The sequence below is a fragment of the Cyanobacteria bacterium QS_8_64_29 genome (genome assembly GCA_003022125.1).
Classification (GTDB): Bacteria; Cyanobacteriota; Cyanobacteriia; order Cyanobacteriales; family Rubidibacteraceae; genus QS-8-64-29.
In genome coordinates this window covers 1-24,051 of record PXQH01000037.1, presented here as the reverse complement: position 1 = coordinate 24,051, position 24,051 = coordinate 1, and the positions used below count along the sequence as shown (strand labels likewise).

Below are 24,051 nucleotides of genomic sequence, written 5' to 3'. Positions count from 1 at the left end.
CAGGGCGCGCAACCGGTCTCGGTCTCGAGCGTGGCGATGCTTGCGGATGAGTTGTTGCAACTGCTGCGGGCTTTCTGCAATGTCGACGTTGAAGACAGTGGTCATGGCGATAGCTACCTTCCGCTCGCCACCCCTATTTTAGTGCAAAACCACTCGTAATTGGTATGAGACCGTCGGGAGCGGCGAGCGCCGCGTGCGCCAGCAACTGGCGGCATGCGAGGTATCGCTAGCGGGAACGCCGTTTGCGCAACTGCGCGATGCGCTCCAGGCCCAGCTGCGGCAGGCGCTGGCACAGCTCGATCCGCCACCGCTATCGCAGCCGCTGGCATTCAACGCGCTGGCGCTGCAAAAATACCCGGCCAGCTCGCTGGGCATTACGCCCCACCGCGACAGCAAGCGCTACCTCAACCTGGTCTGCATTGTCGTTTTGAGCGGCTGGGGGCGCTTTTTGACTTGTGCCGACCGTGCTGGGACGGGCGCAACCGAGATTGACGCAACGCCGGGCAACGCCATTTTGATGCGGGCGCCCGGCTTTAACGGTGCCGCCGACGGCCGGCCGTTCCATACAGTTGCCGACATCCGCAGTCCCCGCTACGTCCTGGCGCTGCGGCAAAACAGCCGCTGCGAGCGGGAGAATCACTAAGCAGCACGCGCCGCGCGCTGGAACACCAGCGATAGGTTGTTGGCTGGCATGGCCACGGTCTCGCGCAGCACTAGTTCGCGATCGCGCGCTGCAGCCGCCACCGCGTCGAGATTGCGCACGCCCCAATCCGGGTTCTGGGCGCGCAGCGACTCGTCGAAGGCCGCGTTGCTGGCGGCGGTATGCCGGCCGCCGCGCTTGAACGGCCCGTAGCAATAGAGCACGCCGCCTGCCGGTAGCAAGCGCTGCGCGCCCGCCAGCAAGCCCAAGCAAGCGCACCACGGGGCAATGTGGAGCAGATTGATGCTGGCCATGGCCGCGATCGGGTCGGGGGCAAAGCCATCCTCCTGCTGCCCATCCTGCTCGATGGGCCAAACCGGATCGCGCACATCGAGCGCGATCACCGGGTAGAGGCTGTCGCTACCCTGCTGCTGGCGCCAGGCTTCAATGCTGGCCAGCAGGCGCGGATCGGCCTCGGAAGGCAGCCACGCCAGCGGGGCCAGCCGCGGCGCGAAAAAAGCCGCGTGTTCGCCGGTGCCGCTGGCCAGCTCCAACACGGTCCCGCGGGCAGGCAAAACGCGCTGCAGGACTTGCAGGATGGGGTCGCGATTGCGCTGGGTCGCAGGCGCAAACTGGCGGGCGTCGCGGTTGGCAGGCATGATCCCAGCGGTGTCCGGGTCCCCGGCAGCAGCTCGCGTGCCGGAGCCTGTTACTGTAACCTGAGCGCGCGCCGGCGCGCACGGCTCGGTTGCTGCGCCGCGGCGCGCCAGTAAGCTAGCGCGGTTGGAAAAAGCTATACACTGGGGGTTAGTCACGTTAGCCAGCCATGCCCTCAGTTCCTGCGGGCAGCGTCCCGAAGCCCTTCGGGCAGTGCCCCGAAGAGCCTCGGGCAGCAAGCGAAAAGCGAGTGATCGATTTTATGCAGAGTCCTTTTCTTTCCCGTCTCCACGATCCCGACCGGCCGGTCGTTGTTTTTGACGGCGGGATGGGGACGGCCATCCAAGCCCTGGAGCTAACGGCAGCGGATTTTGGCGATCCCCACTACGAAGGGTGCAACGAATATTTAGTCCGCTCTAAGCCCCAGGCAGTCGAGACCGTGCACCGCGACTTTCTCGAGGCTGGGGCGGATGTTATCGAGACCGACACCTTCGGCAGTACCTCAATCGTGCTCAAGGAGTACGATCTGGCCGACCAGGCCTACGCGCTCAGCAAGGAAGCAGCCGAGCTCGCCAAGCGGGTCGCCGCCGAGTACGCCACCCCCGAGAAACCGCGCTTTGTCGCCGGGGCCATGGGCCCCACGACTAAGCTGCCAACGTTGGGCCACATTGATTTCAACAGCTTGCGGGATGCCTTCGCCGAGCAAGCTGAGGGCTTGTTCGATGGCGGTTGCGATCTCTACATCATCGAGACTTGCCAAGACATCCTGCAGGTCAAAGCGGCCCTCAACGGGCTCGAGGCTGCCTTCGAGCGCAAGGGCGAGCGGCGCCCGGTCGTGGTCTCCATCACCATCGAGATCATGGGGACCATGCTGGTCGGCACGCAAATCGATGCGGCGCTAGCCGTGCTGGAGCGCTATCCCATTGATGTGCTGGGGCTCAACTGCGCCACCGGCCCCGACCGGATGAAAGAGCACATCAAGTACCTCTCCGAGCACTCGCCTTTCCCCATCTCCTGCATCCCCAACGCTGGCATCCCCGAGAACGTCGGCGGTCAGGCGCACTACAAGCTCACGGCCACCGAGCTGCGCATGGAGCTGATGCACTTTGTCGAGGATTTGGGCGTTCAGGTCATCGGCGGCTGCTGCGGGACCGGGCACGAGCACATCCGGCAGCTCGCCGAGCTCTCTAAAGACCTGACCCCCAAGCAGCGTCAACCGCATTATGAGCCCGCTGCCGCCTCGATCTACAGCACTCAGCCCTACAAGCAGGACAATTCCTTTTTGATCGTGGGCGAGCGCCTCAACGCCAGCGGTTCCAAAAAGATGCGGACCCTGCTCAACGAGGAAGATTGGGACAGCCTGGTCTCGCTGGCCAAATCGCAGGTCAAAGAGGGCGCCCACGTCCTGGATGTCAATGTCGACTACGTCGGGCGCGACGGCGAGCGCGACATGCGCGAGTTGGTCTCGCGGCTGGTCAACAACGTCACCCTGCCGCTGATGATCGACTCCACCGACGCCAACAAGATCGAGGCGGGGCTCAAGGTCGCCGGTGGCAAGTGCATCATCAACTCCACCAATTTTGAAGACGGCGAAGAACGCTTTTTCCAGATCCTGGATCTGGCCAAGGCCTACGGGGCGGGCGTGCTGATCGGCACCATCGACGAAGATGGCATGGCCCGGACCGCCCAGCGCAAGTTTGAGGTGGCCCAGCGCGGCTACCACCAAGCCGTCGAGTACGGCATTCCCGGCCACGAGATCTTTTTCGACCCGCTGGCGCTACCCATCTCTACCGGCATTGAAGAAGACCGCGTCAACGGCCGAGAGACGATGGAGGCCATCCGGCAAATCCGCGAGCAACTGCCGGATTGCCACATCATCCTGGGCGTCTCCAACGTGTCGTTCGGGCTGAGCGCCGCCGCGCGCGTGGCGCTCAATTCGGTGTTTTTGCACGATGCCTGCGAGGCGGGCATGGATGCCGCGATCGTCCATGCCAGCAAGATCCTGCCGCTGATGAAAATCGGCGAGCAGGAGCAGCAAGTCTGCCGCGACCTCATCTACGACCGGCGCGAGTTTAACGATGACGGCATCTGCACCTACGATCCCCTCACCCGGCTGACCGAGGTCTTTGCCGACAAGCAAGCCCAGACAGCCTCGACCGAGGAAGAAAACCTCTCCATCGAGGAGCGGCTCAAGCGCCACATCATCGACGGCGAGCGCCTGGGGCTCAACGATCGCCTGGAAGAAGCGCGCCAGAGCTACCCGCCGCTCGATATCATCAACCACTACTTGCTGGATGGCATGCGGGTCGTGGGCGAGCTGTTCGGCTCGGGCGAGATGCAGCTGCCGTTCGTGCTGCAATCGGCCGAGACCATGAAGGCGGCGGTCGGCCACCTCGAGCAGTACATGGAAAAAGAGGAGGGCGACAGTGCCAAAGGCACGGTCGTGCTGGCCACCGTCAAAGGCGACGTCCACGACATTGGCAAAAACCTGGTTGACATCATCCTGACCAACAATGGCTACCGGGTGATCAACCTGGGCATCAAGCAGCCGGTGGACAACATCATTGCTGCCTACCGCGAGCACGATGCCGATTGCATCGCCATGAGCGGGCTGCTGGTCAAATCGACCGCCTTTATGAAAGAAAACCTGGAGGTTTTCAACGGGCAAGGCATTACCGCCCCCGTCATTTTGGGCGGCGCGGCGCTAACGCCCAAGTTCGTTTACGAGGACTGCCAGCAGGTCTACAAGGGGCAGCTGGTCTACGGCAAGGATGCCTTCTCCGACCTGCACTTTATGGACAAGCTCATGCCGGCCAAGGCCGAGAGCAAATGGGACGACTTGCAGGGCTTTTTGGGCGATTACGCCGAACAAGCCGAAGGCGAAAAGCGCTCGAGCAAGCAAAAAGCCAGCAAAAAGGCCGCCCGGCAGCAAGGCGAGGATGAAGGCTCGGTGGCAACGGCCACCGCGACCGAGACTGCCGATACCCCTGCTGCCAAAGGGGGCAACGGGAAAGCAGCCGGCGAGCAGCCCCAACAGCCGGCCGCGCCGGCTGCCCAAACGCAGCGCTCAGAGTCCGTCAGTGCCGATATCGAGCGGCCTACGCCGCCGTTTTGGGGCACCCGCATCCTCACGCCCGAGGACATCCCCTTTGACGGAATGTTTTGGTATCTGGACCTGCAGGCGCTGATTGCCGGCCAGTGGCAGTTCCGCAAGCGCAAGGATCAGTCCCGCGAGGACTACAACGCCTTTCTCGAAGAAACGGTCTATCCCATTCTCGAGAAGTGGAAAGAACGCACTAAAGCCGAGAACTTGCTGCACCCGCAAGTGAGCTACGGCTACTTCCCTTGCCACGCCGATGGCAACACGGTGCACCTCTACGATCCCGAAACCGTCCGCCAAGCCGGCACCATTCCGACTGATGCTTCGCCTGTCGCCAGCTTTGAGTTCCCGCGCCAGCGCTCGGGCAAGCGCCTCTGCATTGCCGATTTCTATGCGCCCAAAGAACAGGGCATTGTCGATGTCTTTCCCATGCAAGCGGTCACCATGGGCGAGATTGCCACCCAGTTTGCGGTCGAGCTGTTCGAGGCGGACCAATACACCGACTACCTCTACTTCTACGGGCTAGGGGTGCAATCGGCCGAAGCCCTGGCCGAGTGGGCGCACGCGCGCATTCGCCACGAGCTGGGTTTTGGCGATGAAGAGCCGGACAACATCCGCGACGTGCTGGCCCAGCGCTACCGCGGCTCGCGCTACAGCTTCGGCTATCCGGCTTGCCCCAACATGCGCGATCAGTACGCGCTGCTGGATCTGCTAGAGGCCGATCGCATCAACTTACAAATGGACGAGAGCGAGCAGCTCCATCCCGAGCAGTCGACCACAGCGATCGTCGCCTACCACCCTGTTGCCCGCTACTTCAGCGCCTGAGGGCCACTGCCACATCCCCCCGGTCGGGGTTGGGGCCGCCTGCCGGCTGGGGTAGCATGAGCGCTCGGGCAGTCCCCTTGTGGGGCTGCCTGCTGCGCGGCGCCTGTCGCGCCCCTGTTGCCACCTAGGAGATCGGATCCGCGCATGACTGCCGTTCACTCATCTACCGAGCGTGATCGCGCCCTGACGCTACCACCCCTGCCGCTCGAGCGGCCGCTGCTTATCGTCGGCCACGGAACGCGCGACGAGCGCGGCCGCCAGGCCTTTATTGATTTGGTCGAGCACTACCAGACGCTGGATCGCTCGCGTTCGGTCGTTCCTTGCTTTCTAGAACTGTGCGAGCCCAGCATCCAACAGGGCATCGATCACTGCGTCGAGCAGGGCCATACCGAGATCTCGGTGCTGCCACTGCTGTTGTTTGCAGCGCGCCACAACAAATTCGACATTACCAACGAGCTGGATCGGGCCAAGCAGCGCCATCCGCAGCTCGCGTTCCACTACGGTCGGCATTTGGGCATCGCGCCTGGTCTGCTGGAGCTGTGGCGCCAGCGCCTGGCAGCGCTGGATGACCCCGAGCACAATCCCAACGGCATCCCGCGCGCCGAGACGGTCTTGCTGTTTGTGGGTCGCGGCTCCAGCGATCCCGACGCCAACGGCGAGGCCTGCAAGCTGGCCCGCATGCTGTGGGAAGGCAGCAGCTACAAGGCCGTCGAGACTTGCTTTATTGGCATTACCTACCCGCGCTTGGAGCAGGGCTTCGAGCGCGCCCGGCTGCTGCAACCGCAGCGCATTGTGGTCCTACCGCACTTTCTGTTCGCCGGCGTCTTGATGGAAAAGATCTTCGCTGCCGCTGCTCGCGAGCAAAACCAGTTTCCCCACATTGCCGTAAATTGCCTGCCCGAGATGGGGGTGCAACCGCAGCTGCTGCAGCTGCTGCGCGAGCGGGAACTCGAGACCCAGCAAGGGCAGGTGCAGATGAACTGCGAAACCTGCAAGTTCCGCTTGGCAGCCGCCGGCGAGGGCGACCATCACCACCATCACGACAATGGCCACCATCACGGTGACAGTCATCACCACGGCGATGCGGGGAGCGCGCCCTACCACGACCGCATTTGGCAAGTCCCCTAAGCCGCCATGCCCGATTCCGAGCCCGAGTTTGCCGTCGGCGAGCGGGTGCAGCTGGTCGCCCGACCGCCGTACCTCAAAACGGCCGATCCCATGCCCATGCTGCGCTCAGCGGATGCGATTGCGGTAGGCGAGCAGGGGATCGTGCTCGAGCGCCGCCCCGGCGGCTATTGGGGCGTTCGCTTCCAGCAGGGCGCGTTTTTGCTTGAGGGCGCGTACCTGGCGCGCGCGCCGGCCCAGGCTTAAAGGTCGCGATTGGGGTCCCTGGGCCACAAAACGGCAATCGCCAGCAGCGCAAATCCCACTGCCGCCAGGCCTTTGAGCAGGCGCGCCGGTAGCAGCTGGGCCAGGCTTTCCCCGGCTAGCACGCCCAGCAGCGTCGCCAGCAGCAAAGCGGCGACCGAGCCAGCAAAAACCCCGCGCGGCGAACGCGAGCCCCCGCTGAGCGCGATTGCTGCCAGCTGGCTCTTATCGCCCAACTCCGCCAAAAACACGGTCAGGAAACTGATGCCCAACAGCTGCCAGTCCATGGCTCAAACGCGAACGGCATCGCCCACCAGCCAGGCAGAGACAGCTAGCAGCAGTGTGGCGATCGCGATTTGCAGTACTCGGCGGGGCAAGCGATTGGCCAGCCACCACCCCAAGGTGACCCCCAACAAGCTGGTTGCCACCAGCGCGGCAGCAGCGCCACTCCAAACAGCGAGCGGCGCTTGCGACTCGGCACTCATCAGCAGCGTCGCGAGCTGGGTTTTATCGCCCATCTCGGCCAGCAAGATGGTGATAAAGGTAGAGCCGAAGGCACTCAGAAACGCATGCGGCGCCATGGGGGCGATCGCTTGCTGCCAGCGAGCGGCCAACCAGCGGCGGCCTCGCGCCCCCAGCGTGGTGAGGGCAGCGTGGTGGGGAGCGCGCTCGTCGCGAACGGGTTCGATCACGGCCGGAAGCGGGCGCACACTAGTAGGCTAGGGCGGCCCCTTAAGTTGCCTTAACAAAGTGTACCGGGTGCGCCTCGCCCCGGTCAATTGAGAAGCTCGCTGACGGTGCCGTGTGCCGCACGGCTGCTGGGCTTAAGTCTTGTTAAGGCTTGCTAAGCGAGCCGCGCCCCGCTCGGTAGAATCCCAAAGGGCCGTCGGTCCTTGCCGAACGAGGATCGCCCGGCTTGTGGCGTTTAGAGGCAAAAGCGGTTATGGAGGCCATCACGAGCGCGCTTGCAAGCATTGATTGGGTTGTGGTTGCCCAACTGGCGTCCGTGGCGCTGGTGCTGCTGTCGGGGCCGCTGGTCATTTTCCTGCTGTCGGCGAGCGGCGGCGACTTGTAGCGCTACCCAGTTCCGTCCGGATCGGCGCTGGGCGGCCGCGCGCCCACTAATTCCAGCTTCAGGTTGCCGTCCCAGTCGCTCTGGCGCAGCTTGCAGGCAACGTCAATGGGCGAGGGGAGCGGAAAGTACTCGCGCCAGCGCCAAGCGATCGCTGCCATGGCCTCGCTGGCGTCGTCCCCGGATTGCGCCAGGGCCAGCTTGAGGTGCTCGCCCCCAACAATGCGCTGCTCCAGCACGCGCACCCGCGGCGTCCAAAAAACGGGTTCGGCGTTTCCCGTACCCCAAGGTTGCAGCGCTTCCAACTGCCGGTAGAACGCGGGACCGAGCTGGTGCAGTTGGGCGCGGCCGTCGATGCGCACCAGCGGCTGGAGCTGCTCGGGGCTAAGGCAGCGATGGGCGAATGCGCGCAACCGCTGCCAGAACGCGTCTAGGTTCGCGCTGGGCAAGGCAAATCCCCCGGCGGCCTGGTAGCTGCCGTAGGTATCTAGCAGCTCCTGGCAGGCCTGCAGGGCTTGGAAAACGTGAAACTCGGGAATGCCGCGGGCAGAACCGCGCACCTGCTGGCGGTCGGCATCCGCGTAAGTCCCCAGAAAGACCGGTACGCCATAGCGCTCGACCAAGCGCGAGGCCACAATGCCGATGACGCCGGGGTGCCACTCTGGCTGGACTAGCACCAGCACCCGCTCGCGCGCCCAGTCGATCGCCGCGCGCTCGATGCCGGTGATCGCGGCTCGCTCGATCTCGGTGCAAAGCGCTCGGCGGCGTTGGTTGGCTTGCTCGCATTGCTGCGCCCGCTGCCAGGCCACCTGGTGATCGTCGGTTGCCAGCAGCTCGATCGCCATCTGCGGCTCGGCAATGCGCCCCACAGCGTTGATGCGCGGCCCCAGCCGAAAGCCAATGTCATCCCGCTGGGGAAGGTTGGCAACGCGCATCAGAGCCTGCACCCCCGGCAAGCGCGATTGCGGCAGCAGCCGCAGTCCGCGCTTGAGCCAGCGGCGGTTGACGCCGACCAGCGGTGCCATATCGGCGATCGTGCCCAGCGCAAACAGCTCCAGCAACGGCGCCGTTAGCCCCCGCAGCTGCCCCAAGTCGCGGGCTAATGTCACGGCAAGGATGTAAGCAACCCCCACCCCGGCCACGCCGCGGTAGGGCGAATCCGCTGGGGCCAGCTTGGGGTTGAGGATGGCCTCGGCAGGAGGCAGCTGCGCCGGCAGCTCGAGCAATGGGCTTGTAAGCGGCGATGCCGTTATCGACCGTCAGCACGACGCCCGTCCCGGCCTGAGCCAGCTCATCTACAATTCGGGTGTTGATGCCGTAGCCCTCCTGCAAGCGCGACGGGACGGCATAGTCAACACGGGCGCCCAGATGGCGCAGCGCGCGCAGCAGCAGGGCCGTGCTCGTCATGCCATCGGCGTCGTAGTCGCCGCAGATGGCAATTTTTTCGCCGCTGGCAATGGCGCTTTTGAGCCGCGCCACGCTAGACGCCAACCCCTGGAAAGCCGAGTGGGGCGAAGGCAGCACCATCCGCTCCGGATCGAGGTAGGCGAGCGCTGCCTCGGGAGTGTCAATCCCGCGCTGGATCAGCACCTGCGCTAGCAGCGGCGGCAATCCCGTTGCGGCCGCTAGCTGGCGAATGGGGCCAGCCTGCTCGGGCGCGATCTGCCACCGTTGTGCCGGCAGCTGTGCTGCCTGGGCTTGCTCCTCAGTTTGGCCTCGAGTGCGCTCCGCCACTTGGCGCCTCTGGTCCCAAATTGGCTACTATGGTAAAGCACGTTTGATGCGGTTGCGAGCAGGCAGGCTGCCTCCGCTGCTTGCTGTGAGGAGTAGCCTCGAATGAGTCAGTCTCAAAAGAACCGGCGCCGTTCGCAAGGCCTAGTAGTTGCTGGTGCCTCCGTTGCCACCATCGCTGCGGTTGCTGGTTTGGCCTGGTGGGGCGTCAGTTCGCTAAACGGTATCGACCAAGACCGTGGTTCGCCCATCTCGGAACCCGAGCCAGCACCGGGCAATCCCGCCAATCCCAACAAGAAAGACGAGCAACCCAAGCCGCCGCAGCAGCAGACGCTGCAGGTGTACTGGCTGCAGGCAACGGAGCAGGATTTCAAGCTCGTCGCCAGCGACATGCAAGTTGCGGCTACCGTGGAAACGGAGCAGGCCCTCGAGCAGGCTCTGAAGCAGCTACTTGAGGGCAATGGCGATGGCCCCGAGACCAGCACCATCCCCGAGAGGACCCAACTCCGCAGCGTTTCGGTGCGCTCGGATGGCATTCACGTCAATCTATCCGAAGAGTTCCGCTTTGGGGGTGGCAGCACTTCAATGGTTGGCCGCTTGGGGCAAGTGCTCTACACCGCAACCAGCCACGATTCCCAAGCACGCGTCTGGCTTGAGGTGGAAGGCGAGCCCCTGCAGTACTTGGGCGGTGAAGGGGTTGCCGTCAAGCAACCCATGACTCGCCAGTACTTCCAGCACAACTTTTCGCTCTAAGCCGGGTTCACTCGGGCTTGACGCGCATCAAGACCTGACCGTACTCGATGGGTTCGCCGTTCTCAACGGCAATTTCGACAATCTGGCCGCCCACTTCCGCCTCGACCTCGTTCATTAGCTTCATCGCCTCAATGATGCAGACGGTCTGATCGGGGCGCACGCGATCGCCGACCTCCACAAACGGATCTTCGTCAGGCGATGGGGCTCGGTAGAAGGTCCCCACCATGGGGGAGGTAATCTCCTGCCACTGCTCCGCCGCATCGCTCGGGGCAGCTTGAGGCTCTGCTGCTGGTGCTGCGGCCGGTGCCGGCTCGGCGGCTGGCGATGGCGCCCGTTCGAGCGCTTGCGTTCCCGCGACGGCAGGGCCTCCGGTCCCCTTGCGAACCGTCAGCTCGAAATCTTCGCTTTTGAGGTTGAGTTCGGCGATGTCGGTGCGCGCAAGGTCGGCGAGCAGCTCGCGAAGGCGATCGAAATCTACAGGCACGAATTAGGCGTCCACTCAGCAGTTTGCAAGCTCATTCGCGACCGATATAGGAGTCATCGCGCGTATCAATCTTAATACGTTCCCCAACCGAGATAAACAGCGGCACCATGACCTCTGCGCCGGTCTCCACGGTTGCGGGCTTGGAACCGCCGGTGGCCGTATCGCCCTTGACGCCCGGGTCGGTATCAGTCACCTCCAGCGTGACCGTGGTGGGCAGCTCCACCTCGATGACCTGCCCTTCCCAGAAAATGACGGTCGCTTCCATGCCCTCGGCAAGGTACTTAGCTTGCCGGCCGATTTGGGCGGGCGTCAAGCGCGTTTCCTCAAAGCTCTCCATATCCATCAAGACGAGCTGCTCGCCCTCTTGATAGATGTGCTGCATGGTCCGCTTTTCCAGATTGGCTTGCGGGACCGTATCGCCAGCTTTGAAGTTGCGCTCCGAGACCTGGCCGGTGCGGACGTTTTTGAGCTTGGTGCGCACAAAGGCCGATCCTTTCCCGGGCTTGACGTGCATGAACTCGACGACCCGCCAGGCATCGCCATCCAGCTCAATCGTCATGCCCGTTTTGAAATCGTTGGTCGAGATCATGGCAGCTAGGGGCACAGGCAACGACAGCCAGGCCCTCATTCTACCGCCCCCTTGCCGGCGGCACTGCCTGCCGGGCCAATCTGGCCTGCACCGGCGGTGCGAGCTGTCAGAATGGGGCAGACACAGAACCAGACACGGCAGCCCATGCCTGCCAGCGATCCGGAATTCGATTCGCTCTTCCGCTGGCTCCTCCGCGGCACCAGCGAGATCTTCCCGCAGGGAATAGCGCAGCTCTATGACCTCTTGGAGGAAGCCGAGCGGCCGCTGCGCGTCAAATTCGGCATCGATCCCACCGCCACCGAGCTGCACCTAGGGCACAGCATTCCCATTCGCAAGCTGCGCGCGTTTCAAGATGCGGGCCACACGGCCGTTTTGATCGTGGGCGATCTTACGGCGCGCATTGGCGATCCCAGCGGCCGCTCCAGCGTCCGGCAGCAGCTCTCGGCGGCCGAGGTAGAGGCCAATGCCCGCGACTACTTGGAACAAGTACGTCCCATTTTGGATTTTGAGACCCCTGGGCGCTTGGAGATCCGCTACAACTCGCAGTGGTTGAGCGAGCTGGATCTGGCCCAGATCCTGGGGCTGCTCTCGCGCATGACGGTGGGCCAGATGCTGGCCAAAGAGGCCTTTGCTGAGCGGGATAGCGACCGCAATCCCATCTACTTGCACGAGTTCATGTATCCGCTCATGCAGGGTTACGACTCGGTTGCAGTGGGTGCCGATATTGAGCTGGGGGGCACAGACCAACGCTTCAACATTGCCCTCGGGCGCGACCTGCAGCGCTATTACGGCCAGCAACCGCAGGTCGGGTTGCTACTGCCGATTTTGATCGGCACGGACGGCGAGAAGAAAATGTCCAAATCGCACGGCAACACGGTCGGCCTGCGCGACGATGCGCTGACCATGTACTCCCGGCTTGAGAAAGTGCCCGACCCGCTGCTGCCCAGCTATTTCGAGCTGCTCACCGATCTGGACCTTGAGGCGCTGCCGCAAGACCCGCGGGCCCGCCAGCAGCGCTTGGCGCTCGAGGTGACCGGGCACTACTACGGCCGCGAGGCGGCCGAGCAGGCCCAACAAGCCGCGTTGAGCTTGGTCCGCGGCGATCGCGAACGCGCCGATGCCGTGCCGGCCTATTCGCTAGCGGAAGTTGCCTTTCCGGCCAAGCTGTTCTACATCCTCAAAGCGAGCGGCCTGTGCAGCAGCAGCGGCGAAGGGCGGCGCCAGATCGCAGGCGGCGCGGTCCGCTTGGATGGCGATCGCATCACCGACACCGACGCGACGTTCGACTCGCCGGCCGAGCTGGCGGGCAAGACGCTGCAAGTGGGCAAAAAGCGCTTTATGAGGCTGGAGCCCTAGCGCTTGCTAGGCTCGGTAGAGACCCAACGAGCGGCCGTTTGATGGGCAAGCAGGGATGGCTGAGCGCGGTGCTGGCGATGGTAGTCGGCGCGCCGCTCGGCGGCGTCCGGGCCGCTACTGCCGGCGAACCCGCGGCGAGCGCCGGCGGGCCGTGCTCGGTGGATGTGCGAACGCTGGTGGCCAACATGCTGCCGAATCTGCCCGGCTACGCCAATCGCGTCAACCAGCGATCGCGGCGTCCGGGGCGGCCCGAGTACGCGCGCAGCAATGTCATGGTTGCCGGCAACCCCGAGTTCGAGCCGCTGCCGCTGGCGGCGGGCAACTACCCACCCGCGCTGCCACAAAGCCAACGCCCGAACAATGTCGAGCAAGTTTTTTTTACTACCCTCAGGCGGCAGTACGGCCGCAAGCGCGCCTTTGAGGTGCAGCACTACCACCGCATGTTTTTGGTCCGGGGCGAGGGAGGCTGGCGCCTGGCCCTGCTCTACTCCCGTTGGGGGTCGCCCAGTCCCAAGCGGCCGCCCCTGCCGCCGCGCGAAACCAGCAACGGCACGGTGGGCCAGGCCATCCAGTTGTGGTTGCGCGACTGCCGGGCTGGCGCCCTTGAGCTGGACGATCCCCGCGAGACAGCCCAGGAGCGCTGAGATGAACGTTTACGCGCGCACCATTTTTCCCCGCTTACTGGATTGGGGGCTGTCTGGGCAAGCAACGGCCCAATACCGCCAGCAGGTCCTGGCCCCGGTAGCGGGCGAGGTGCTGGAGGTGGGCTCGGGTACGGGCCTAAACCTGCCCTACTACCCGTCCGCGGTTCGCCGGCTGAGGGCGGTCGATCCCAACCCGGGCATGCACCGCTTGGCCGCGCAGCGCTGCGATCACGCCACGTTTGCCATCGAGCGCCACACGGCCAGGGCCGAAGCGCTGCCGTTTGCCGATGCCAGCTTTGACAGCGCTGTTAGCACCTGGACGCTCTGCAGCATTCCGGCGCTAGCGCGCGCCCTAGCCGAGATCCGCCGCACGCTCAAACCCGGTGGGTGCTTCGCATTCCTAGAGCACGGCCTCAGCCCCGAGCCCAGGGTCCAGCGCTGCCAGCACGGGCTGACGCCGCTGCAAAAGCGCATTGCCGATAGCTGCCATCTCAACCGCGACCTAGGGCAGGCGATCGCGGCCGCCGGATTCGCCATTGCCGAGCTCAACCATGCCTACCTAGCCGGTACACCCAAGCCGCTGGGCTACCTCTACTACGGAACCGCCACCAAGGGCGACTGAGGGTTAGTCCTCAGGCGGCTCGAACAGCACCGCTTGCATGTAGCGCTCCGTCCAGGCCTCGCCAAAGGCCTTTTCCAGAACGCGGCGGGTTTTGTCGTTTTGCTGCTGCTGGTGGCAGTAGTGGCGTTGGGCGGCCAAGTGCTGCTGGCGGTCCCGCTCGGAGGCAGGCAGCGCTTGCGGGGCTTGCTGGCAGTGAACGCGCAGCAGATCGCGCACCCGCGCCAGAAAGCGCTCCTGCTCGGCGGCATCGCTGGGGCGCACGAAGGTACAAAACGCCGAGAAAATATCGCCCCACTCGGGCAGCTCGCGCGGCTGCGAAAACTGCGGATCGGGCAGGGACGCCAAGGCCTCGCGGTAGGCAGCTGGCAGCTGGCTGTCGCGGCTCACTGGCGATAGGTCGGCAATGGCGGCACTGATTTGGCCCCGAGCGCCCACTAAGTCGCAGCCAAAGATGGGCAGCGCGTACTCGGGGCGCGGAAACATGACGCAGTGGAGGATGTCGAGCTGGGTCCCCACGCGCGCCAGCTCCAGGTGGAGCTTGCGAAACCGATCAGTCTGGTAGCAGCAGTTCTCGATGGTGAGCTTGTCGCCCTCGAGCTGGCCTTCCACGTAGCCCAGTCCTGCCGGTAGCGGATAAGCCCTCAGCTCGAACGCGGCCTGCCAAGCCGACTCGATGCTGTCAGCGAGCTGGCGGATTAGCGGGTGTTGGTGCTGGCGTAAGGAGGCAGTCTCGACCATGCATTGCTACTTGCGGGGCTACCCCGAGGATATACTGGAGCTGCTGCCGGCGAACTTAATGCAGGAGAGCCGCCATGTTTGGTTTGGGACTGCCGGAGGTGGGCCTAATTGCAGCTGTAGCGCTGCTGGTGTTTGGGCCCAAGCGCATTCCCGAGGTGGGCAATGCCTTAGGCAAAACCCTGCGCGGGTTCAAAGACGAGCTCAATACCACTGAGGCAGACGCCGAGCGCGATCGGGAGGAACCGTAGCGGCTTCCGAGTACCTGCCGCTGCCTAGCCTGCCCGTGCGATTCGATCTGGTTACGCTGTTCCCCGAGTTTTTCCACTCGCCCTGTCAAGTGGGGCTGATGGGCAAGGCCTTGGCCAACGGCATTGCCCAACTCAATCTGGTCAACCCGCGCGATTTTAGCCCCGACAAGCACCGCCGCGTGGACGATGAGCCCTACGGCGGCGGCGCCGGGATGGTGCTCAAGCCCGAGCCCATCTTTGCCGCCGTCGAGGCAATCCCGCAGCAGCCGCCGCGGGAGATCGTTCTAATGAGCCCCCAAGGCCAGCCCCTACGGCAACCGCTACTGCGCGAGCTGGCAAGCGAGTACCGGCAGCTGGTCGTCGTTTGCGGCCACTACGAAGGCGTCGACGAGCGCATTCGCGAGCACCTCATCACCCGCGAAATTTCATTGGGAGACTTTGTCCTAACCGGCGGCGAGATCCCGGCCCTTGCCCTGCTCAACGGCGTTCTGCGCTTGCTCCCCGGCACCGTCGGCAAGGCGGCCTCGCTCGAGACCGAGAGTTTTGAGGATGGTTTGCTGGACTATCCACAGTACACCCGGCCGGCCACCTATCGCGGCTGGGAAGTCCCGGCCGTGCTGTGCTCGGGAGATCACGCCGCGATCGCGCACTGGCGCCACCAGCAGCAGCGCGAGCGCACGCAACGGCGCCGGCCGGATCTGCGCCAGCCCCCTTCCGATGGGGACGCCTGAGCGAGCGCTGGGGGAACGGATGCTACTATAACCGCGTCTTGATGTTGCGGTCCCGCCTAAGGAGCACCATGCTCACGCCAACGATCCGCCGTCTCGGGCTAAGCGGTGGGCTACTACTGCCGCTGTTGGTACTGGCTGGCGGCCCTGCCGCCCGCGCGCAGTCGCAGTCCGTCCCCCCGCTGCCGGAAGGCAGTCCCCAACAGCGACCGGCTTCCTCCAGTTCCGAGCGCACCCGCTCCAGCGAACGGATGGCAGGAAGCTTTTTGAGCATGAGCGGCGCCCAACAACTCATGGAACAAGCTTCTGCGGCCATCGAGAACGAGCAGTACCAGCAGGCAACCCAAAACCTACAGCAGGCCCGGCGCGCGTTCAACCAAATCTCTAACTTTTACCAGCAGCTGTCCTCGAGCTTTTCGGGGGTCAACAATCAACTCTCCAAAGCCCAACGGGAAAATGCCTTAAAAGCTGCGCAAAAGCGCGATGAAGCCGCCTACCAACTGGCATTGGTCCATCGCAAAACCGACGACCCCGATTTGGCCGTGCCGCTGCTGGTGCAAGTCGTTAGCTCCCAGGATCCCTCGACCGAGCTGGGCCGCAAGGCTTACCAGCAGCTCTACGAAATCGGCTTTGTGGAGACGCAGTACCAGGGCGGCGGCAGCACTTCATCCGGGGAGCCTTCCCAGTCCTAGCAAGGTGCTGCGATAGGCTAGGCGCCAAGGGATGCGATCGCGCCCGGGAAAGGAGCGATTGCTATCGGTACCGGCAGAACGCCAAAATGCGGCTAACTGGCGTTAGCGGCTGAGAGGTAGTCCATGGTCAGCCTGCAGCAAGTCAAAGATGCCATCCGGTCTCAGCTGCCGGATGCCGAGGTCCAGGTCCAAGACTTGACCGGTGGCGGCGACCATCTGGAGGCGGTGGTCGTGTCTTCCCAGTTTGAGGGCAAAAGCCGCGTCAAGCAGCACCAACTCGTTTACGGGGCATTGCAAGAGGCGCTGGCCTCGGAGGCCATCCACGCGCTAGCGCTCAAAACCTACACGCCCGAGGCCTGGCAGCAGGCCCATCAAACCGCCTGAACGCCGACTGCGAGATATACCCATGACACCCGGACTCAAAGAGCGCATCGACAATCTCATCGCCCAGGACAACATCGTTGTCTTTATGAAGGGCTCCAAGCTGATGCCCCAGTGCGGGTTCTCCAACAATGTCGTCCAAATCCTCAACACCATGGGCGTCCCCTACCAGACCGTGGACGTCCTCGAGGACAACGACATCCGCCAGGGCATCAAGGAATACACCAATTGGCCCACGATCCCGCAAGTTTACGTCAACGGCGAATTCGTGGGCGGATCGGACATCATGATCGAGCTCTATCAAAACAACGAGCTCCAGCAAATGCTGGAGGTTGCCCTGGCCTCCTGAGCGCGCTCGCTCGCTCCTCATTCCGCTGTGGGGGGCGCACTAGGCATCCGATTGCACCTCGGGATCGGGAATCTCGAAATTGGCCGGATCCCGCAAAAACCGCAGCGCCTCTTCCTCGAGGCGATACGCCTGATGCGGCGCCAGGGTACCGGCATAGTGCAAGCCGGCCGTGTAGCCCTCAATATAGAGGCGCAGCTCGGGGAAGCGATACCCCCGCCGCTGCAGCTCGGTGAGGGCATCGGTGAGCTTGTGATAGTGGCTGATGGCGGTGCTGTCTTGCAGCATCTAGGCTGGGGGAGCGCCAATCATTCATTGTAGCGAGTGGCGCTCGCCAGTGGCCTCCTCTGGGAACTCCTCGGCCGAGGCACCAGCGGCATCGGCTTGCAGGGCCTGCTGCCAAGCCGCCCAATCGATCGCCGCCGGACGCTCGCAGGCAACGGCGCTCCCAGCGCGCAGGTAGAGCGCGCGATCGCCAAACTGGCGAATGAGCTCAAGTTGGTGGTTGACCATTACCAGGGTCGTGCCGCGCTCGGCTAGGGCGCTCAGCGCTTGCAGCAGGCGCATTGCGCTGCCCCAATCCAGGGCTGAGGTGGGCTCATCCAACAGCAGAATGGGCGGCTGCAGCATTAGCGCCCGCGCGATCGCCACCTGCTGCCGCTGCCCTAGCGATAGCTGCAAGGCCCTGCGCTCGCGCCACTCGCTCGGGAGCCCCAGCTGCGCCTCCACCTGCGCCATGCGCTCGCGGATCTCGCCGGCCGGGCGTTGCTGCAGCTGCAGCGGGTACGCCAGGGCCTGCTGCACGGTCATCTCCAGCAACTGCGGCTCCTGGGGCACCAAAACGGCGTACCGGCGAAGCTGCCGGATGGGCCACTGGCGGCAATTGCAACCGTCGATGCGCACGGTGCCGGCAATGGGATCGCGCAAGCGGGCGATTGTGCGCAGCAAGGTGGTTTTGCCGGCGCCGCTCGCGCCCACGATGGCCGCGCGCTCGCCGCGAGAGGCGCGTAGCGAAATGCCAGGCGAGCCCGGGTGGGTCGCCAGCCGGAGGTCCTCCAGCGCCAGGTGGGGAACGGCAGAAGGCTCGACCATGGGCTCGGGCTAGGAGCACCCCTGATAGGCTAAGGACGGAGCAATGGCATACGGATCGCTGGCCGGCATGAGCGCCCCACTGTGGATCTACGATACGACGCTGCGCGATGGGGCCCAGCACGAGGGGCTCTCGCTCTCGGTCGAAGACAAAGTCAAGATCGCGCGCCAGCTCGATGGGCTGGGCGTTCCCTTCATTGAGGGGGGCTGGCCCGGGGCCAATCCCAAAGACATGCAGTTTTTCTGGCAGTTGCAGGAAGCGCCGCTGGAGCGCGCTGCCCTGGTTGCGTTTTGCGCCACGCGGCGGCCCAACAAAGCAGCGGCCGACGATCCCATGCTGCAGTCGATCCTGCGCTCGGGGGCCGAGTGGGTCACCTTGTTTGGCAAATCCTGGGACCTGCACGTCACAGAAGGGCTCAACACCACCCTGGCCGAGAACCGGGCGATGGTGGCCGAGACGGTTGCCTACTTGCGCCGCCAGGGGTGCCGGGTCATCTACGATGCCGAGCACTGGTTTGATGGCTACAAGGCCAATCCCGAGTACGCATTCCAGACCCTGAGAGCTGCGCTCGAGGCCGGGGCGGAGTGGCTGGTGCTGTGCGATACCAACGGCGGCACCCTACCGCACGAGATTGCCCAGATCGTGAGCGAGCTCAAGCAGGAGCTGACGCGCGATGGCAGCGCCCTGCCGCCGCTGGGCATCCATACCCACAACGATGGCGGCACCGCCGTGGCCAACGCGATCGCCGCCGTGCGCGAGGGCGCCCAGATGGTGCAAGGCACCATCAACGGCTACGGCGAGCGCTGCGGCAATGCCGATCTGTGCGCGCTGCTGCCCAACTTGCAACTCAAGCTGGGCTACCGCTGCCTCGAGCCCGAGCGCTTGGCCCAGCTGACCCCGGCCAGCCGCTCGATCAGCGAAATTGCCAATTTGGCCCCCGACGATCGCGCGCCCTTTGTGGGGCGCTCGGCATTCGCCCACAAAGGCGGCATCCACGTCTCGGCCGTCGAGCGCAACCCGCTAACCTACGAGCACATCCAGCCTGCGACCATTGGCAACGAGCGCCGCATCGTCATCTCCGAGCAGGCCGGGCTGAGCAACATCCAAGCCAAGGCGCGCAGCTTCGGCATCGAGCTCGACAAGCGCGACCCCGCCTGCCGCAATATCCTGGAGCGCCTCAAGGAACTAGAGAGCCAGGGCTATCAATTCGAGGCGGCCGAGGCTAGCTTTGAGCTGCTCGTGCGCTCGGAGCTGCAACAACATCAGCCGGCTTTCGAGCTCAAAGGCTTTCAGGTCCACTGCGACATGCTGCGCCGCGAGGGGGCGCAGCTCAGCGATTCGGTGGCGACGATCAAGGTTGCCGTGGGCGGCGAGCCCATCGTAGAAGCCGCCGAGGGCAACGGCCCAGTAGCAGCGCTCGATGCGGCCCTGCGCAAGGCGCTGGTCAAGTTCTACCCGGCCATCGCCCAGTTCAGCCTCACCGACTACAAGGTTCGCATCCTAGATAGCAGGGCCGGAACGGCCGCCCAAATCCGGGTCTTGGCCGAATCCTGCAACAGCGAGCGGCGCTGGACCACCGTTGGGGTCTCGACCAATATCCTGGAGGCCTCTTACCAAGCGGTGGTGGAAGGCATTGAGTACGGCTTGATGCTGGAGGTCCAGTCGCCACAGCAGCAGCCGGCCACCTCCTCGGGGGCGGCCTAAGCGCACCCCATGGATGCCCACCTATCCGTGCCCCGGAGCGTCGATGCGGCAATCGCCTGCCAGCAGCGCTTGCGCGGTGAGGTCGTTACCCAAGACCGCTTGGGCGCGATTGCGCGGGTGGCGGGCGTCGATGTGGGATTCGAAGACGGCAACGCCACCGCCAAGGCAGCGGTCGTCGTGTTGGGCTGGCCCGAACTGGCCTGCCAGGAACAGGCGGTCGCGCGCCAGCCCACCCCCTTTCCCTACGTGCCGGGCTTGCTGTCGTTTCGCGAGATTCCAGTGATGCTGGAGGCGCTCGCGCGCTTGCAGGCCCCACCCGATCTGATCCTCTGCGACGGCCACGGCATCGCCCACCCGCGCCGCCTGGGGATCGCCTCCCATTTGGGGGTGCTGACCGGATTGCCCACCATTGGCGCGGCTAAGTCCAAGCTGGTGGGGCATCACGCCGAGCTGCCGCGCGAGAAGGGCCACTGGCGGCCGCTGCGCCACCGCGGCGAAACGGTTGGGGCCGCGCTGCGATCGCGCACCGGGACCAAGCCGCTGTACGTCTCCAGCGGCCACCGCGTCAGCTTGCCCACGGCAGTGGCTTGGGTACTGCGCTGCACGCCGCGCTATCGGCTCCCCGAGACCACCCGCCAGGCCGACCGGCTGGCCTCGGGCAAGGCCTAGCGGCCGGCAAACCCGTCCGGCCGGTAGGACTGGTAGTAGCCCGGCGGTTGCGGCGGCGGCGGGAAATTGTCTTGCTGCACCCAGGCCGTCACGCCGTAGCTCCCCAGGTAGAAGCTGAGCTCGCCGTCTTGGGCCTCTCGCGTCTCGGGGTTGCGCCCCTCGCCGCCATAGGCCGGCTGGTCGCTATCGAGCGCGCGCCGGAAGGTGGCCTCTTCAGAAGCTACTGGGATGCGATAGTCGCTGATGGCGCGATCACCCAGGTTGACCGTGACGTACACGCGCTTGCCCGTGCCAAAATCGATGCGCTCGAAGGTCACCGTCTGGTTGGCGTCATCAATCCAGTGGGTGACGTTGCGGTGCAGGTTGCGCGCGGCAAAAGCCGGTTCCGACTGGAAAAATTCCTTCATATTGCGCTGGAAGCGCACCAGCCGGTCGGCAGCGCCACCGCGGCCCAGGCGGTCCCACTCGATCGCGGCCCGGTGATTGAAGTTGCCGGGCTGCAGGGTCCACAGCTGGACCATATCGAGGTAGTAAGAGCTGGCAAATTGGGCCAGTGCCGACCAGGAGCGGATTTTCTGGTTGTGGAACTCTCCCACATCCAGCGCCTCGGCCAGATACATCCCCCGCGTTTGAAAGGAATTGCCCGGGTTGGCGAACTCATCGTGGTTGCCGGGGTAGTAGATAAAGGCGCGCGGCCAATCCTGATCCAACATGTAGTTGAGATACCACATGTCGATCTCATCGCGGTGTTTGAGGATCTGCTCGGTGAACCACAGGTAGAAGCGATCGCTGTAGGTGGTGGTCATGCCGGCGCCGCCCGCGCGCAGCGCCCGGTTGAGGTAGGGATCGCCAAAGTACCCTTCGGCAATGACGAGGCTGCGGGGATCGTAGAGCCGCACTACCGCCGCCAACTCGCGCATCAGCTGCCGGCCGTAGGGTTCGTAGTCGATACCGTTGGTGTTATCGAGCCGGATGCCGTCGAAGCCGTAGTTGAGTAGGTTGTTGAGGGCGGCATCGATGATGTTTTTGCGGATCTTGGGGGTGTAGTTGAAGCGCTTAGTCTCCCACTTGGTCCAAGGTCCGCCGTAGAGCCCGCTGCCGTCGGCGCGGACGTATTGGTCGAAGCCCAGCCCCTCAAACTGGCGCGGTGGGTTGTTGCCCTTGACCGGAAAGTGGCTGTAGATGACATCGAGCACGACAGCCACATCGGCGCGGTGGAAGGCATCCACCATCTCGCGCAGCTCGTCGGGGCTGCCAAAATCGGCGTGCTTGCCGTAGAAATTGAGCGTCTGGTAGCTATAGCGCCAGTCCGGGTAGTTGCGGCGCTCGGGGTCCCAGAAGTCAATGTGGGCATCCAGCGGCATGAACTGGACCACGTTGTAGCCCAGCTCGGCCATGCGCTCGGGCAGGCCGCACTCGCTAATGAAGCGATAGAGCCGCGAAACGTTTTGCTCGCCCGTTTGCCCGTGGAAGCGCGAATCCGGGTTGGGGCACTCCCAACTCCAGGCCAGCGAGATGGGATCGGCCTCGGCGATCACTAGCGGCTCGTCGCGCATGTCGGGCTTGGGGGGCCGCCCCTGGCGCGGTGGGGATTGGGGCTCCCAAAGCACGGCATTGAGCGCGTCCCCTTGGCGGTCGTCGTAAAAGCGCTGGTTGAACGCGGGGGTGGCAAACAAATCCGCGCTCATGTGCAGGCGCTGGTTGCCCTCGCCATCCACCAAGCGGTACTGATCCTTGTGGTAGTCGTCCGGTGGCAGCGTCAGGGCGTGAATTTGGGGGTTGGCCTCGGTGGGGTGCAATTCGTACTGAGCCAGATCGACGCCCTGGCCCCAGTTGTTGAAATCGCCGATGAGGCGCAGGCGCTCCGAGGCGTTGCCCACCAGCGCGCGCACCGTGACCGAGCCATCGTCGTGGAAGCGAACGCCCACATCGGGCTGGAAGCTGTCGGGATCGAGCTGCGGCTGCCGCGACAGCGCTTCCACCGCTGCCAGGTTGAGGCTGGCGGCATCGGGGCTGATGGAGCGCTCCAGCACGAACCGCTCGGCATCGCCCTCAAACGGCTCGCTCTGGGCAACGTAGCGCTCGATCACCGGCGAGCTGAAGCTCAGATCGATATCGAACTGTTGGGTGGGCCGTTCGCGGCTCGGGGGCGCGCTCGCCGCTGCCGGGCGTTGGGGGTCGGGAACTTCCTCGGGCGCTGCCTGGGGTTGGGATGCGCTCGCCTGGGGGGGTGGCTCGGTCCCGGCTTCGCGCGTCGGGGCCTTTTCGCTGGCGGCTTGGGGAGAACTCGCCTCGGGTTCTTCGGTGCTCCCGCCCACAAGCGACTGCCAAAATTGCTGCACGGCCTCTAGCAGGGACTCAAAAAAGCGGGCGATGGACGAGCCGCTCTCGCCGCCATTGCCATTCCCCTCAGAGACTGACTGGGCGAGCGGCGCCTGGGTTGGTGCAGCCAGCGGTGCTGCAGCCGAGCGTTCGACGGCCGGCACGGGCCGGGGGGCTGCCAGCGCTGGCTCGCTCCAGGCAATGGCCTGGTGCAATGATAGGGCGACGACCTGCGATCCGATATCGAGCAACATTCAGCCAGGGTGCGCAACGCCCCGAACCATAGCGCCTGCCCCCCCGACCGTCAACGGGTGGCGCGCTGCCAACGCTTTTTCCACTGCGAGGTGGTCTCGAGGGGACTGGCTTGTTGGGCCTGCCGGCGGCGCCACCGGATGCTCTCGTCGGTGTCTTGCAGCTAAGGATCGCGGTAGGGGACGGCGGCGCGCGTCTGCAGGTGCTCCCACTCTTGGGGAGGCAGGGCCGGCAGCTGGCAGCCGCGCCAGTTGGCGAGGGTCCCCACTGAGCGGCGATCGCGCCCGGGCGTTGCGCCCACGTACAGCCCGGCCTGCTGGAGCGCGCTCCGAATGGCAGCTGCGCGCGAGTAGGTTGCCAACCAACCGTCAGGCGCCAGGCAGCGTGCGAGCGCGCTGAGAAACTCCACGGTCCAGAGCGAGGGGCAGCGGGGCGGCGAGAACGGATCTAGCAGGATGGCATCTGCCTGCCAGTTACTGGGGAGCCGCCGCCGGGCATCGCCCGGGCGCAGCTGACCGCGAAAGTGCGGTGTTTGCAGCTGGTGATCGCGCGCCAGGGCAGCTAGCAGCTCGGGAACGGGCGTGGGTGCCGTGATCGCGCCTGTGGCAGTGGCTTGCCGGGCAACCGCCGGCTCGAGCTCCAGCCCCACCCACTCGACCTGGCAGTCCGGATGGGCCTGCCAAATGGCGCTGAGGGCGGCAGCCGTGTTGTGCCCCAGGCCGTAGCAGACATCCAGCAACCGCAGCCGCAATCGCGCGCGGGCACGCTCTTTAAGCCGGCAGGGCCATACGAATTTTTCCCAGGCTTCCTGCCAAGCCCCCTCGCGGGCGTGGAAAGCCTCGCCAAAGCGCTGGGAATAAAACGTTAGCGAGCCGTCTGCCGTTGGCCGTACGGCCCAAGCTGGGGCTGCAACCACGACCGTTTTCCCCGCCTGCGGCACCGATTCTAACAATTGCCCCCTCCCGGGAATGGGAGGGGGCAGCAGCGTCAGCTAACCGTCGTTAGCCGAGCCAGTGCGGGTCAGCCCTCAATCGCAGGGG

The 24,051-nt window shown here is 64.7% G+C and carries 27 protein-coding genes and 1 pseudogene; 17 read left to right on the top strand and 11 right to left on the bottom strand.

The window, feature by feature from the left end; all coding sequences use genetic code 11:
• The first annotated feature begins 193 nt into the window (after positions 1 to 193).
• A complete protein-coding gene (locus BRC58_06360; protein ID PSP17447.1) occupies positions 194 to 643 on the top strand; it encodes a hypothetical protein in 450 nt (149 codons plus the stop codon).
• Here the strand turns inward: BRC58_06360 and BRC58_06355 are convergent.
• Positions 640 to 1,299 carry an SAM-dependent methyltransferase gene (locus tag BRC58_06355; protein ID PSP17446.1) on the bottom strand — a complete coding sequence of 220 codons (660 nt, stop codon included), beginning with the start codon at positions 1,297 to 1,299 and terminating at the stop codon, positions 640 to 642. The genes BRC58_06360 and BRC58_06355 overlap by 4 nt on opposite strands.
• Positions 1,300 to 1,559: 260 nt before the next feature.
• Between BRC58_06355 and metH the strand changes: the two genes are divergently transcribed.
• The 3 genes from metH (at position 1,560) to BRC58_06340 (ending at position 6,593) form a co-directional block, all read left to right on the top strand.
• Positions 1,560 to 5,222, top strand: coding sequence for a methionine synthase (gene metH, locus BRC58_06350; GenBank protein ID PSP17450.1), 3,663 nt, complete (start codon positions 1,560 to 1,562; stop codon positions 5,220 to 5,222).
• Between the two features lie 144 nt (positions 5,223 to 5,366).
• Positions 5,367 to 6,350 carry a sirohydrochlorin chelatase gene (locus BRC58_06345; GenBank protein PSP17445.1) on the top strand — a complete coding sequence of 328 codons (984 nt, stop codon included), beginning with the start codon at positions 5,367 to 5,369 and terminating at the stop codon, positions 6,348 to 6,350.
• Between the two features lie 6 nt (positions 6,351 to 6,356).
• Positions 6,357 to 6,593: a DUF3148 domain-containing protein gene (locus BRC58_06340; protein PSP17444.1), complete on the top strand. Its 237-nt coding sequence runs from the start codon at positions 6,357 to 6,359 to the stop codon at positions 6,591 to 6,593.
• Here the strand turns inward: BRC58_06340 and BRC58_06335 are convergent.
• Positions 6,590 to 6,877 (bottom strand): hypothetical protein, encoded by a 288-nt coding sequence (locus BRC58_06335; GenBank protein ID PSP17443.1) that lies wholly within the window; start codon positions 6,875 to 6,877, stop codon positions 6,590 to 6,592. The genes BRC58_06340 and BRC58_06335 overlap by 4 nt on opposite strands.
• A gap of 3 nt (positions 6,878 to 6,880) precedes the next feature.
• A complete protein-coding gene (locus tag BRC58_06330) occupies positions 6,881 to 7,171 on the bottom strand; it encodes a UPF0016 domain-containing protein (protein PSP17449.1) in 291 nt (96 codons plus the stop codon).
• A 362-nt stretch (positions 7,172 to 7,533) separates the two neighbouring features.
• On the opposite strand from BRC58_06330, the gene BRC58_06325 reads away from it, so the two are divergent.
• On the top strand, positions 7,534 to 7,665 hold the full coding sequence (locus tag BRC58_06325; protein PSP17442.1) for a photosystem II reaction center protein Ycf12: 132 nt from the start codon (positions 7,534 to 7,536) through the stop codon (positions 7,663 to 7,665).
• A 2-nt stretch (positions 7,666 to 7,667) separates the two neighbouring features.
• Here BRC58_06325 and BRC58_06320 read toward each other — a convergent pair whose 3' ends face one another.
• Positions 7,668 to 8,888, bottom strand: coding sequence for a hypothetical protein (locus tag BRC58_06320; GenBank protein ID PSP17441.1), 1,221 nt, complete (start codon positions 8,886 to 8,888; stop codon positions 7,668 to 7,670).
• 142 nt (positions 8,889 to 9,030) lie between these two features.
• Between BRC58_06320 and BRC58_06315 the strand changes: the two genes are divergently transcribed.
• Both BRC58_06315 and BRC58_06310 read left to right on the top strand, forming a co-directional pair.
• Entirely contained in the window at positions 9,031 to 9,261 is a 231-nt protein-coding gene (locus tag BRC58_06315) for a hypothetical protein (GenBank protein ID PSP17440.1), read from the top strand.
• Between the two features lie 237 nt (positions 9,262 to 9,498).
• Positions 9,499 to 10,146, top strand: a complete 648-nt coding sequence (locus BRC58_06310; protein ID PSP17439.1) for a hypothetical protein — start codon at positions 9,499 to 9,501, stop codon at positions 10,144 to 10,146.
• Between the two features lie 7 nt (positions 10,147 to 10,153).
• Here BRC58_06310 and BRC58_06305 read toward each other — a convergent pair whose 3' ends face one another.
• Both BRC58_06305 and efp read right to left on the bottom strand, forming a co-directional pair.
• The gene (locus tag BRC58_06305) at positions 10,154 to 10,630 is read right to left on the bottom strand and encodes an acetyl-CoA carboxylase, biotin carboxyl carrier protein (protein PSP17438.1); all 477 of its coding nucleotides are present in this window, start codon (positions 10,628 to 10,630) and stop codon (positions 10,154 to 10,156) included.
• Between the two features lie 31 nt (positions 10,631 to 10,661).
• Positions 10,662 to 11,219, bottom strand: coding sequence for an elongation factor P (gene efp, locus BRC58_06300; protein ID PSP17437.1), 558 nt, complete (start codon positions 11,217 to 11,219; stop codon positions 10,662 to 10,664).
• 111 nt (positions 11,220 to 11,330) lie between these two features.
• Here efp and BRC58_06295 point away from each other — a divergent pair, with 111 nt between their 5' ends.
• The 3 genes from BRC58_06295 to BRC58_06285 are packed head-to-tail and all read left to right on the top strand — an operon-like array spanning position 11,331 to position 13,841.
• Positions 11,331 to 12,575, top strand: coding sequence for a tyrosine--tRNA ligase (locus tag BRC58_06295; GenBank protein PSP17436.1), 1,245 nt, complete (start codon positions 11,331 to 11,333; stop codon positions 12,573 to 12,575).
• Between the two features lie 41 nt (positions 12,576 to 12,616).
• Positions 12,617 to 13,219 (top strand): hypothetical protein, encoded by a 603-nt coding sequence (locus tag BRC58_06290; protein PSP17435.1) that lies wholly within the window; start codon positions 12,617 to 12,619, stop codon positions 13,217 to 13,219.
• Position 13,220: 1 nt separating this feature from the next.
• A complete protein-coding gene (locus BRC58_06285) occupies positions 13,221 to 13,841 on the top strand; it encodes an SAM-dependent methyltransferase (GenBank protein PSP17434.1) in 621 nt (206 codons plus the stop codon).
• Positions 13,842 to 13,844: 3 nt separating this feature from the next.
• On the opposite strand, the gene BRC58_06280 is transcribed toward BRC58_06285, so the two are convergent.
• Positions 13,845 to 14,579 carry a phycocyanobilin:ferredoxin oxidoreductase gene (locus BRC58_06280; protein PSP17433.1) on the bottom strand — a complete coding sequence of 245 codons (735 nt, stop codon included), beginning with the start codon at positions 14,577 to 14,579 and terminating at the stop codon, positions 13,845 to 13,847.
• A 74-nt stretch (positions 14,580 to 14,653) separates the two neighbouring features.
• Between BRC58_06280 and BRC58_06275 the strand changes: the two genes are divergently transcribed.
• The 5 genes from BRC58_06275 to grxD all read left to right on the top strand — a co-directional run bounded on the left by BRC58_06275 (position 14,654) and on the right by grxD (position 16,977).
• A complete protein-coding gene (locus tag BRC58_06275; GenBank protein ID PSP17432.1) occupies positions 14,654 to 14,827 on the top strand; it encodes a twin-arginine translocase TatA/TatE family subunit in 174 nt (57 codons plus the stop codon).
• Between the two features lie 35 nt (positions 14,828 to 14,862).
• Positions 14,863 to 15,558, top strand: a complete 696-nt coding sequence (gene trmD / locus BRC58_06270) for a tRNA (guanosine(37)-N1)-methyltransferase TrmD (GenBank protein ID PSP17431.1) — start codon at positions 14,863 to 14,865, stop codon at positions 15,556 to 15,558.
• Between the two features lie 68 nt (positions 15,559 to 15,626).
• Positions 15,627 to 16,247: a hypothetical protein gene (locus tag BRC58_06265; GenBank protein ID PSP17430.1), complete on the top strand. Its 621-nt coding sequence runs from the start codon at positions 15,627 to 15,629 to the stop codon at positions 16,245 to 16,247.
• 123 nt (positions 16,248 to 16,370) lie between these two features.
• Positions 16,371 to 16,631: a BolA family transcriptional regulator gene (locus BRC58_06260; protein PSP17429.1), complete on the top strand. Its 261-nt coding sequence runs from the start codon at positions 16,371 to 16,373 to the stop codon at positions 16,629 to 16,631.
• Between the two features lie 22 nt (positions 16,632 to 16,653).
• Positions 16,654 to 16,977, top strand: a complete 324-nt coding sequence (gene grxD, locus BRC58_06255; GenBank protein PSP17428.1) for a monothiol glutaredoxin, Grx4 family — start codon at positions 16,654 to 16,656, stop codon at positions 16,975 to 16,977.
• A gap of 39 nt (positions 16,978 to 17,016) precedes the next feature.
• On the opposite strand, the gene BRC58_06250 is transcribed toward grxD, so the two are convergent.
• Together BRC58_06250 and BRC58_06245 are read right to left on the bottom strand one after the other, a co-directional pair.
• Positions 17,017 to 17,262, bottom strand: coding sequence for a hypothetical protein (locus BRC58_06250; GenBank protein PSP17427.1), 246 nt, complete (start codon positions 17,260 to 17,262; stop codon positions 17,017 to 17,019).
• Positions 17,263 to 17,286: 24 nt separating this feature from the next.
• Positions 17,287 to 18,066, bottom strand: coding sequence for a cobalt ABC transporter (locus BRC58_06245; GenBank protein PSP17426.1), 780 nt, complete (start codon positions 18,064 to 18,066; stop codon positions 17,287 to 17,289).
• Between the two features lie 67 nt (positions 18,067 to 18,133).
• On the opposite strand from BRC58_06245, the gene cimA reads away from it, so the two are divergent.
• Both cimA and BRC58_06235 read left to right on the top strand, forming a co-directional pair.
• On the top strand, positions 18,134 to 19,768 hold the full coding sequence (cimA, locus tag BRC58_06240) for a citramalate synthase (GenBank protein ID PSP17448.1): 1,635 nt from the start codon (positions 18,134 to 18,136) through the stop codon (positions 19,766 to 19,768).
• A 9-nt stretch (positions 19,769 to 19,777) separates the two neighbouring features.
• A complete protein-coding gene (locus tag BRC58_06235; protein PSP17425.1) occupies positions 19,778 to 20,437 on the top strand; it encodes a deoxyribonuclease V in 660 nt (219 codons plus the stop codon).
• Here BRC58_06235 and BRC58_06230 read toward each other — a convergent pair.
• Together BRC58_06230 and BRC58_06225 are read right to left on the bottom strand one after the other, a co-directional pair.
• On the bottom strand, positions 20,434 to 23,013 hold the full coding sequence (locus tag BRC58_06230) for a 1,4-alpha-glucan-branching protein (GenBank protein ID PSP17424.1): 2,580 nt from the start codon (positions 23,011 to 23,013) through the stop codon (positions 20,434 to 20,436). The genes BRC58_06235 and BRC58_06230 overlap by 4 nt on opposite strands.
• A gap of 50 nt (positions 23,014 to 23,063) precedes the next feature.
• A pseudogene (locus tag BRC58_06225) lies at positions 23,064 to 23,927 on the bottom strand (hypothetical protein).
• Positions 23,928 to 24,051: the final 124 nt, after the last annotated feature.

Bases quoted from the DNA above. Each gene is read 5' to 3' on its own strand.
- BRC58_06330 (PSP17449.1), bottom strand. From the start codon at position 7,171: ATGGCGCCGCATGCGTTTCTGAGTGCCTTCGGCTCTACCTTTATCACC.
- BRC58_06280 (PSP17433.1), bottom strand. From the start codon at position 14,579: ATGGTCGAGACTGCCTCCTTACGCCAGCACCAACACCCGCTAATCCGC.
- efp (PSP17437.1), bottom strand. From the start codon at position 11,219: ATGATCTCGACCAACGATTTCAAAACGGGCATGACGATTGAGCTGGAT.
- BRC58_06345 (PSP17445.1), top strand. From the start codon at position 5,367: ATGACTGCCGTTCACTCATCTACCGAGCGTGATCGCGCCCTGACGCTA.
- metH (PSP17450.1), top strand. From the start codon at position 1,560: ATGCAGAGTCCTTTTCTTTCCCGTCTCCACGATCCCGACCGGCCGGTC.
- BRC58_06310 (PSP17439.1), top strand. From the start codon at position 9,499: ATGAGTCAGTCTCAAAAGAACCGGCGCCGTTCGCAAGGCCTAGTAGTT.
- BRC58_06245 (PSP17426.1), bottom strand. From the start codon at position 18,066: ATGGTCGAGCCTTCTGCCGTTCCCCACCTGGCGCTGGAGGACCTCCGG.
- cimA (PSP17448.1), top strand. From the start codon at position 18,134: ATGAGCGCCCCACTGTGGATCTACGATACGACGCTGCGCGATGGGGCC.
- BRC58_06290 (PSP17435.1), top strand. From the start codon at position 12,617: ATGGGCAAGCAGGGATGGCTGAGCGCGGTGCTGGCGATGGTAGTCGGC.
- BRC58_06315 (PSP17440.1), top strand. From the start codon at position 9,031: ATGGCGCAGCGCGCGCAGCAGCAGGGCCGTGCTCGTCATGCCATCGGC.
- BRC58_06335 (PSP17443.1), bottom strand. From the start codon at position 6,877: ATGGACTGGCAGCTGTTGGGCATCAGTTTCCTGACCGTGTTTTTGGCG.
- BRC58_06250 (PSP17427.1), bottom strand. From the start codon at position 17,262: ATGCTGCAAGACAGCACCGCCATCAGCCACTATCACAAGCTCACCGAT.
- BRC58_06275 (PSP17432.1), top strand. From the start codon at position 14,654: ATGTTTGGTTTGGGACTGCCGGAGGTGGGCCTAATTGCAGCTGTAGCG.
- grxD (PSP17428.1), top strand. From the start codon at position 16,654: ATGACACCCGGACTCAAAGAGCGCATCGACAATCTCATCGCCCAGGAC.
- BRC58_06235 (PSP17425.1), top strand. From the start codon at position 19,778: ATGGATGCCCACCTATCCGTGCCCCGGAGCGTCGATGCGGCAATCGCC.
- BRC58_06285 (PSP17434.1), top strand. From the start codon at position 13,221: ATGAACGTTTACGCGCGCACCATTTTTCCCCGCTTACTGGATTGGGGG.
- BRC58_06325 (PSP17442.1), top strand. From the start codon at position 7,534: ATGGAGGCCATCACGAGCGCGCTTGCAAGCATTGATTGGGTTGTGGTT.
- BRC58_06340 (PSP17444.1), top strand. From the start codon at position 6,357: ATGCCCGATTCCGAGCCCGAGTTTGCCGTCGGCGAGCGGGTGCAGCTG.
- BRC58_06295 (PSP17436.1), top strand. From the start codon at position 11,331: ATGGGGCAGACACAGAACCAGACACGGCAGCCCATGCCTGCCAGCGAT.
- BRC58_06355 (PSP17446.1), bottom strand. From the start codon at position 1,299: ATGCCTGCCAACCGCGACGCCCGCCAGTTTGCGCCTGCGACCCAGCGC.
- BRC58_06230 (PSP17424.1), bottom strand. From the start codon at position 23,013: ATGTTGCTCGATATCGGATCGCAGGTCGTCGCCCTATCATTGCACCAG.
- BRC58_06260 (PSP17429.1), top strand. From the start codon at position 16,371: ATGGTCAGCCTGCAGCAAGTCAAAGATGCCATCCGGTCTCAGCTGCCG.
- BRC58_06265 (PSP17430.1), top strand. From the start codon at position 15,627: ATGCTCACGCCAACGATCCGCCGTCTCGGGCTAAGCGGTGGGCTACTA.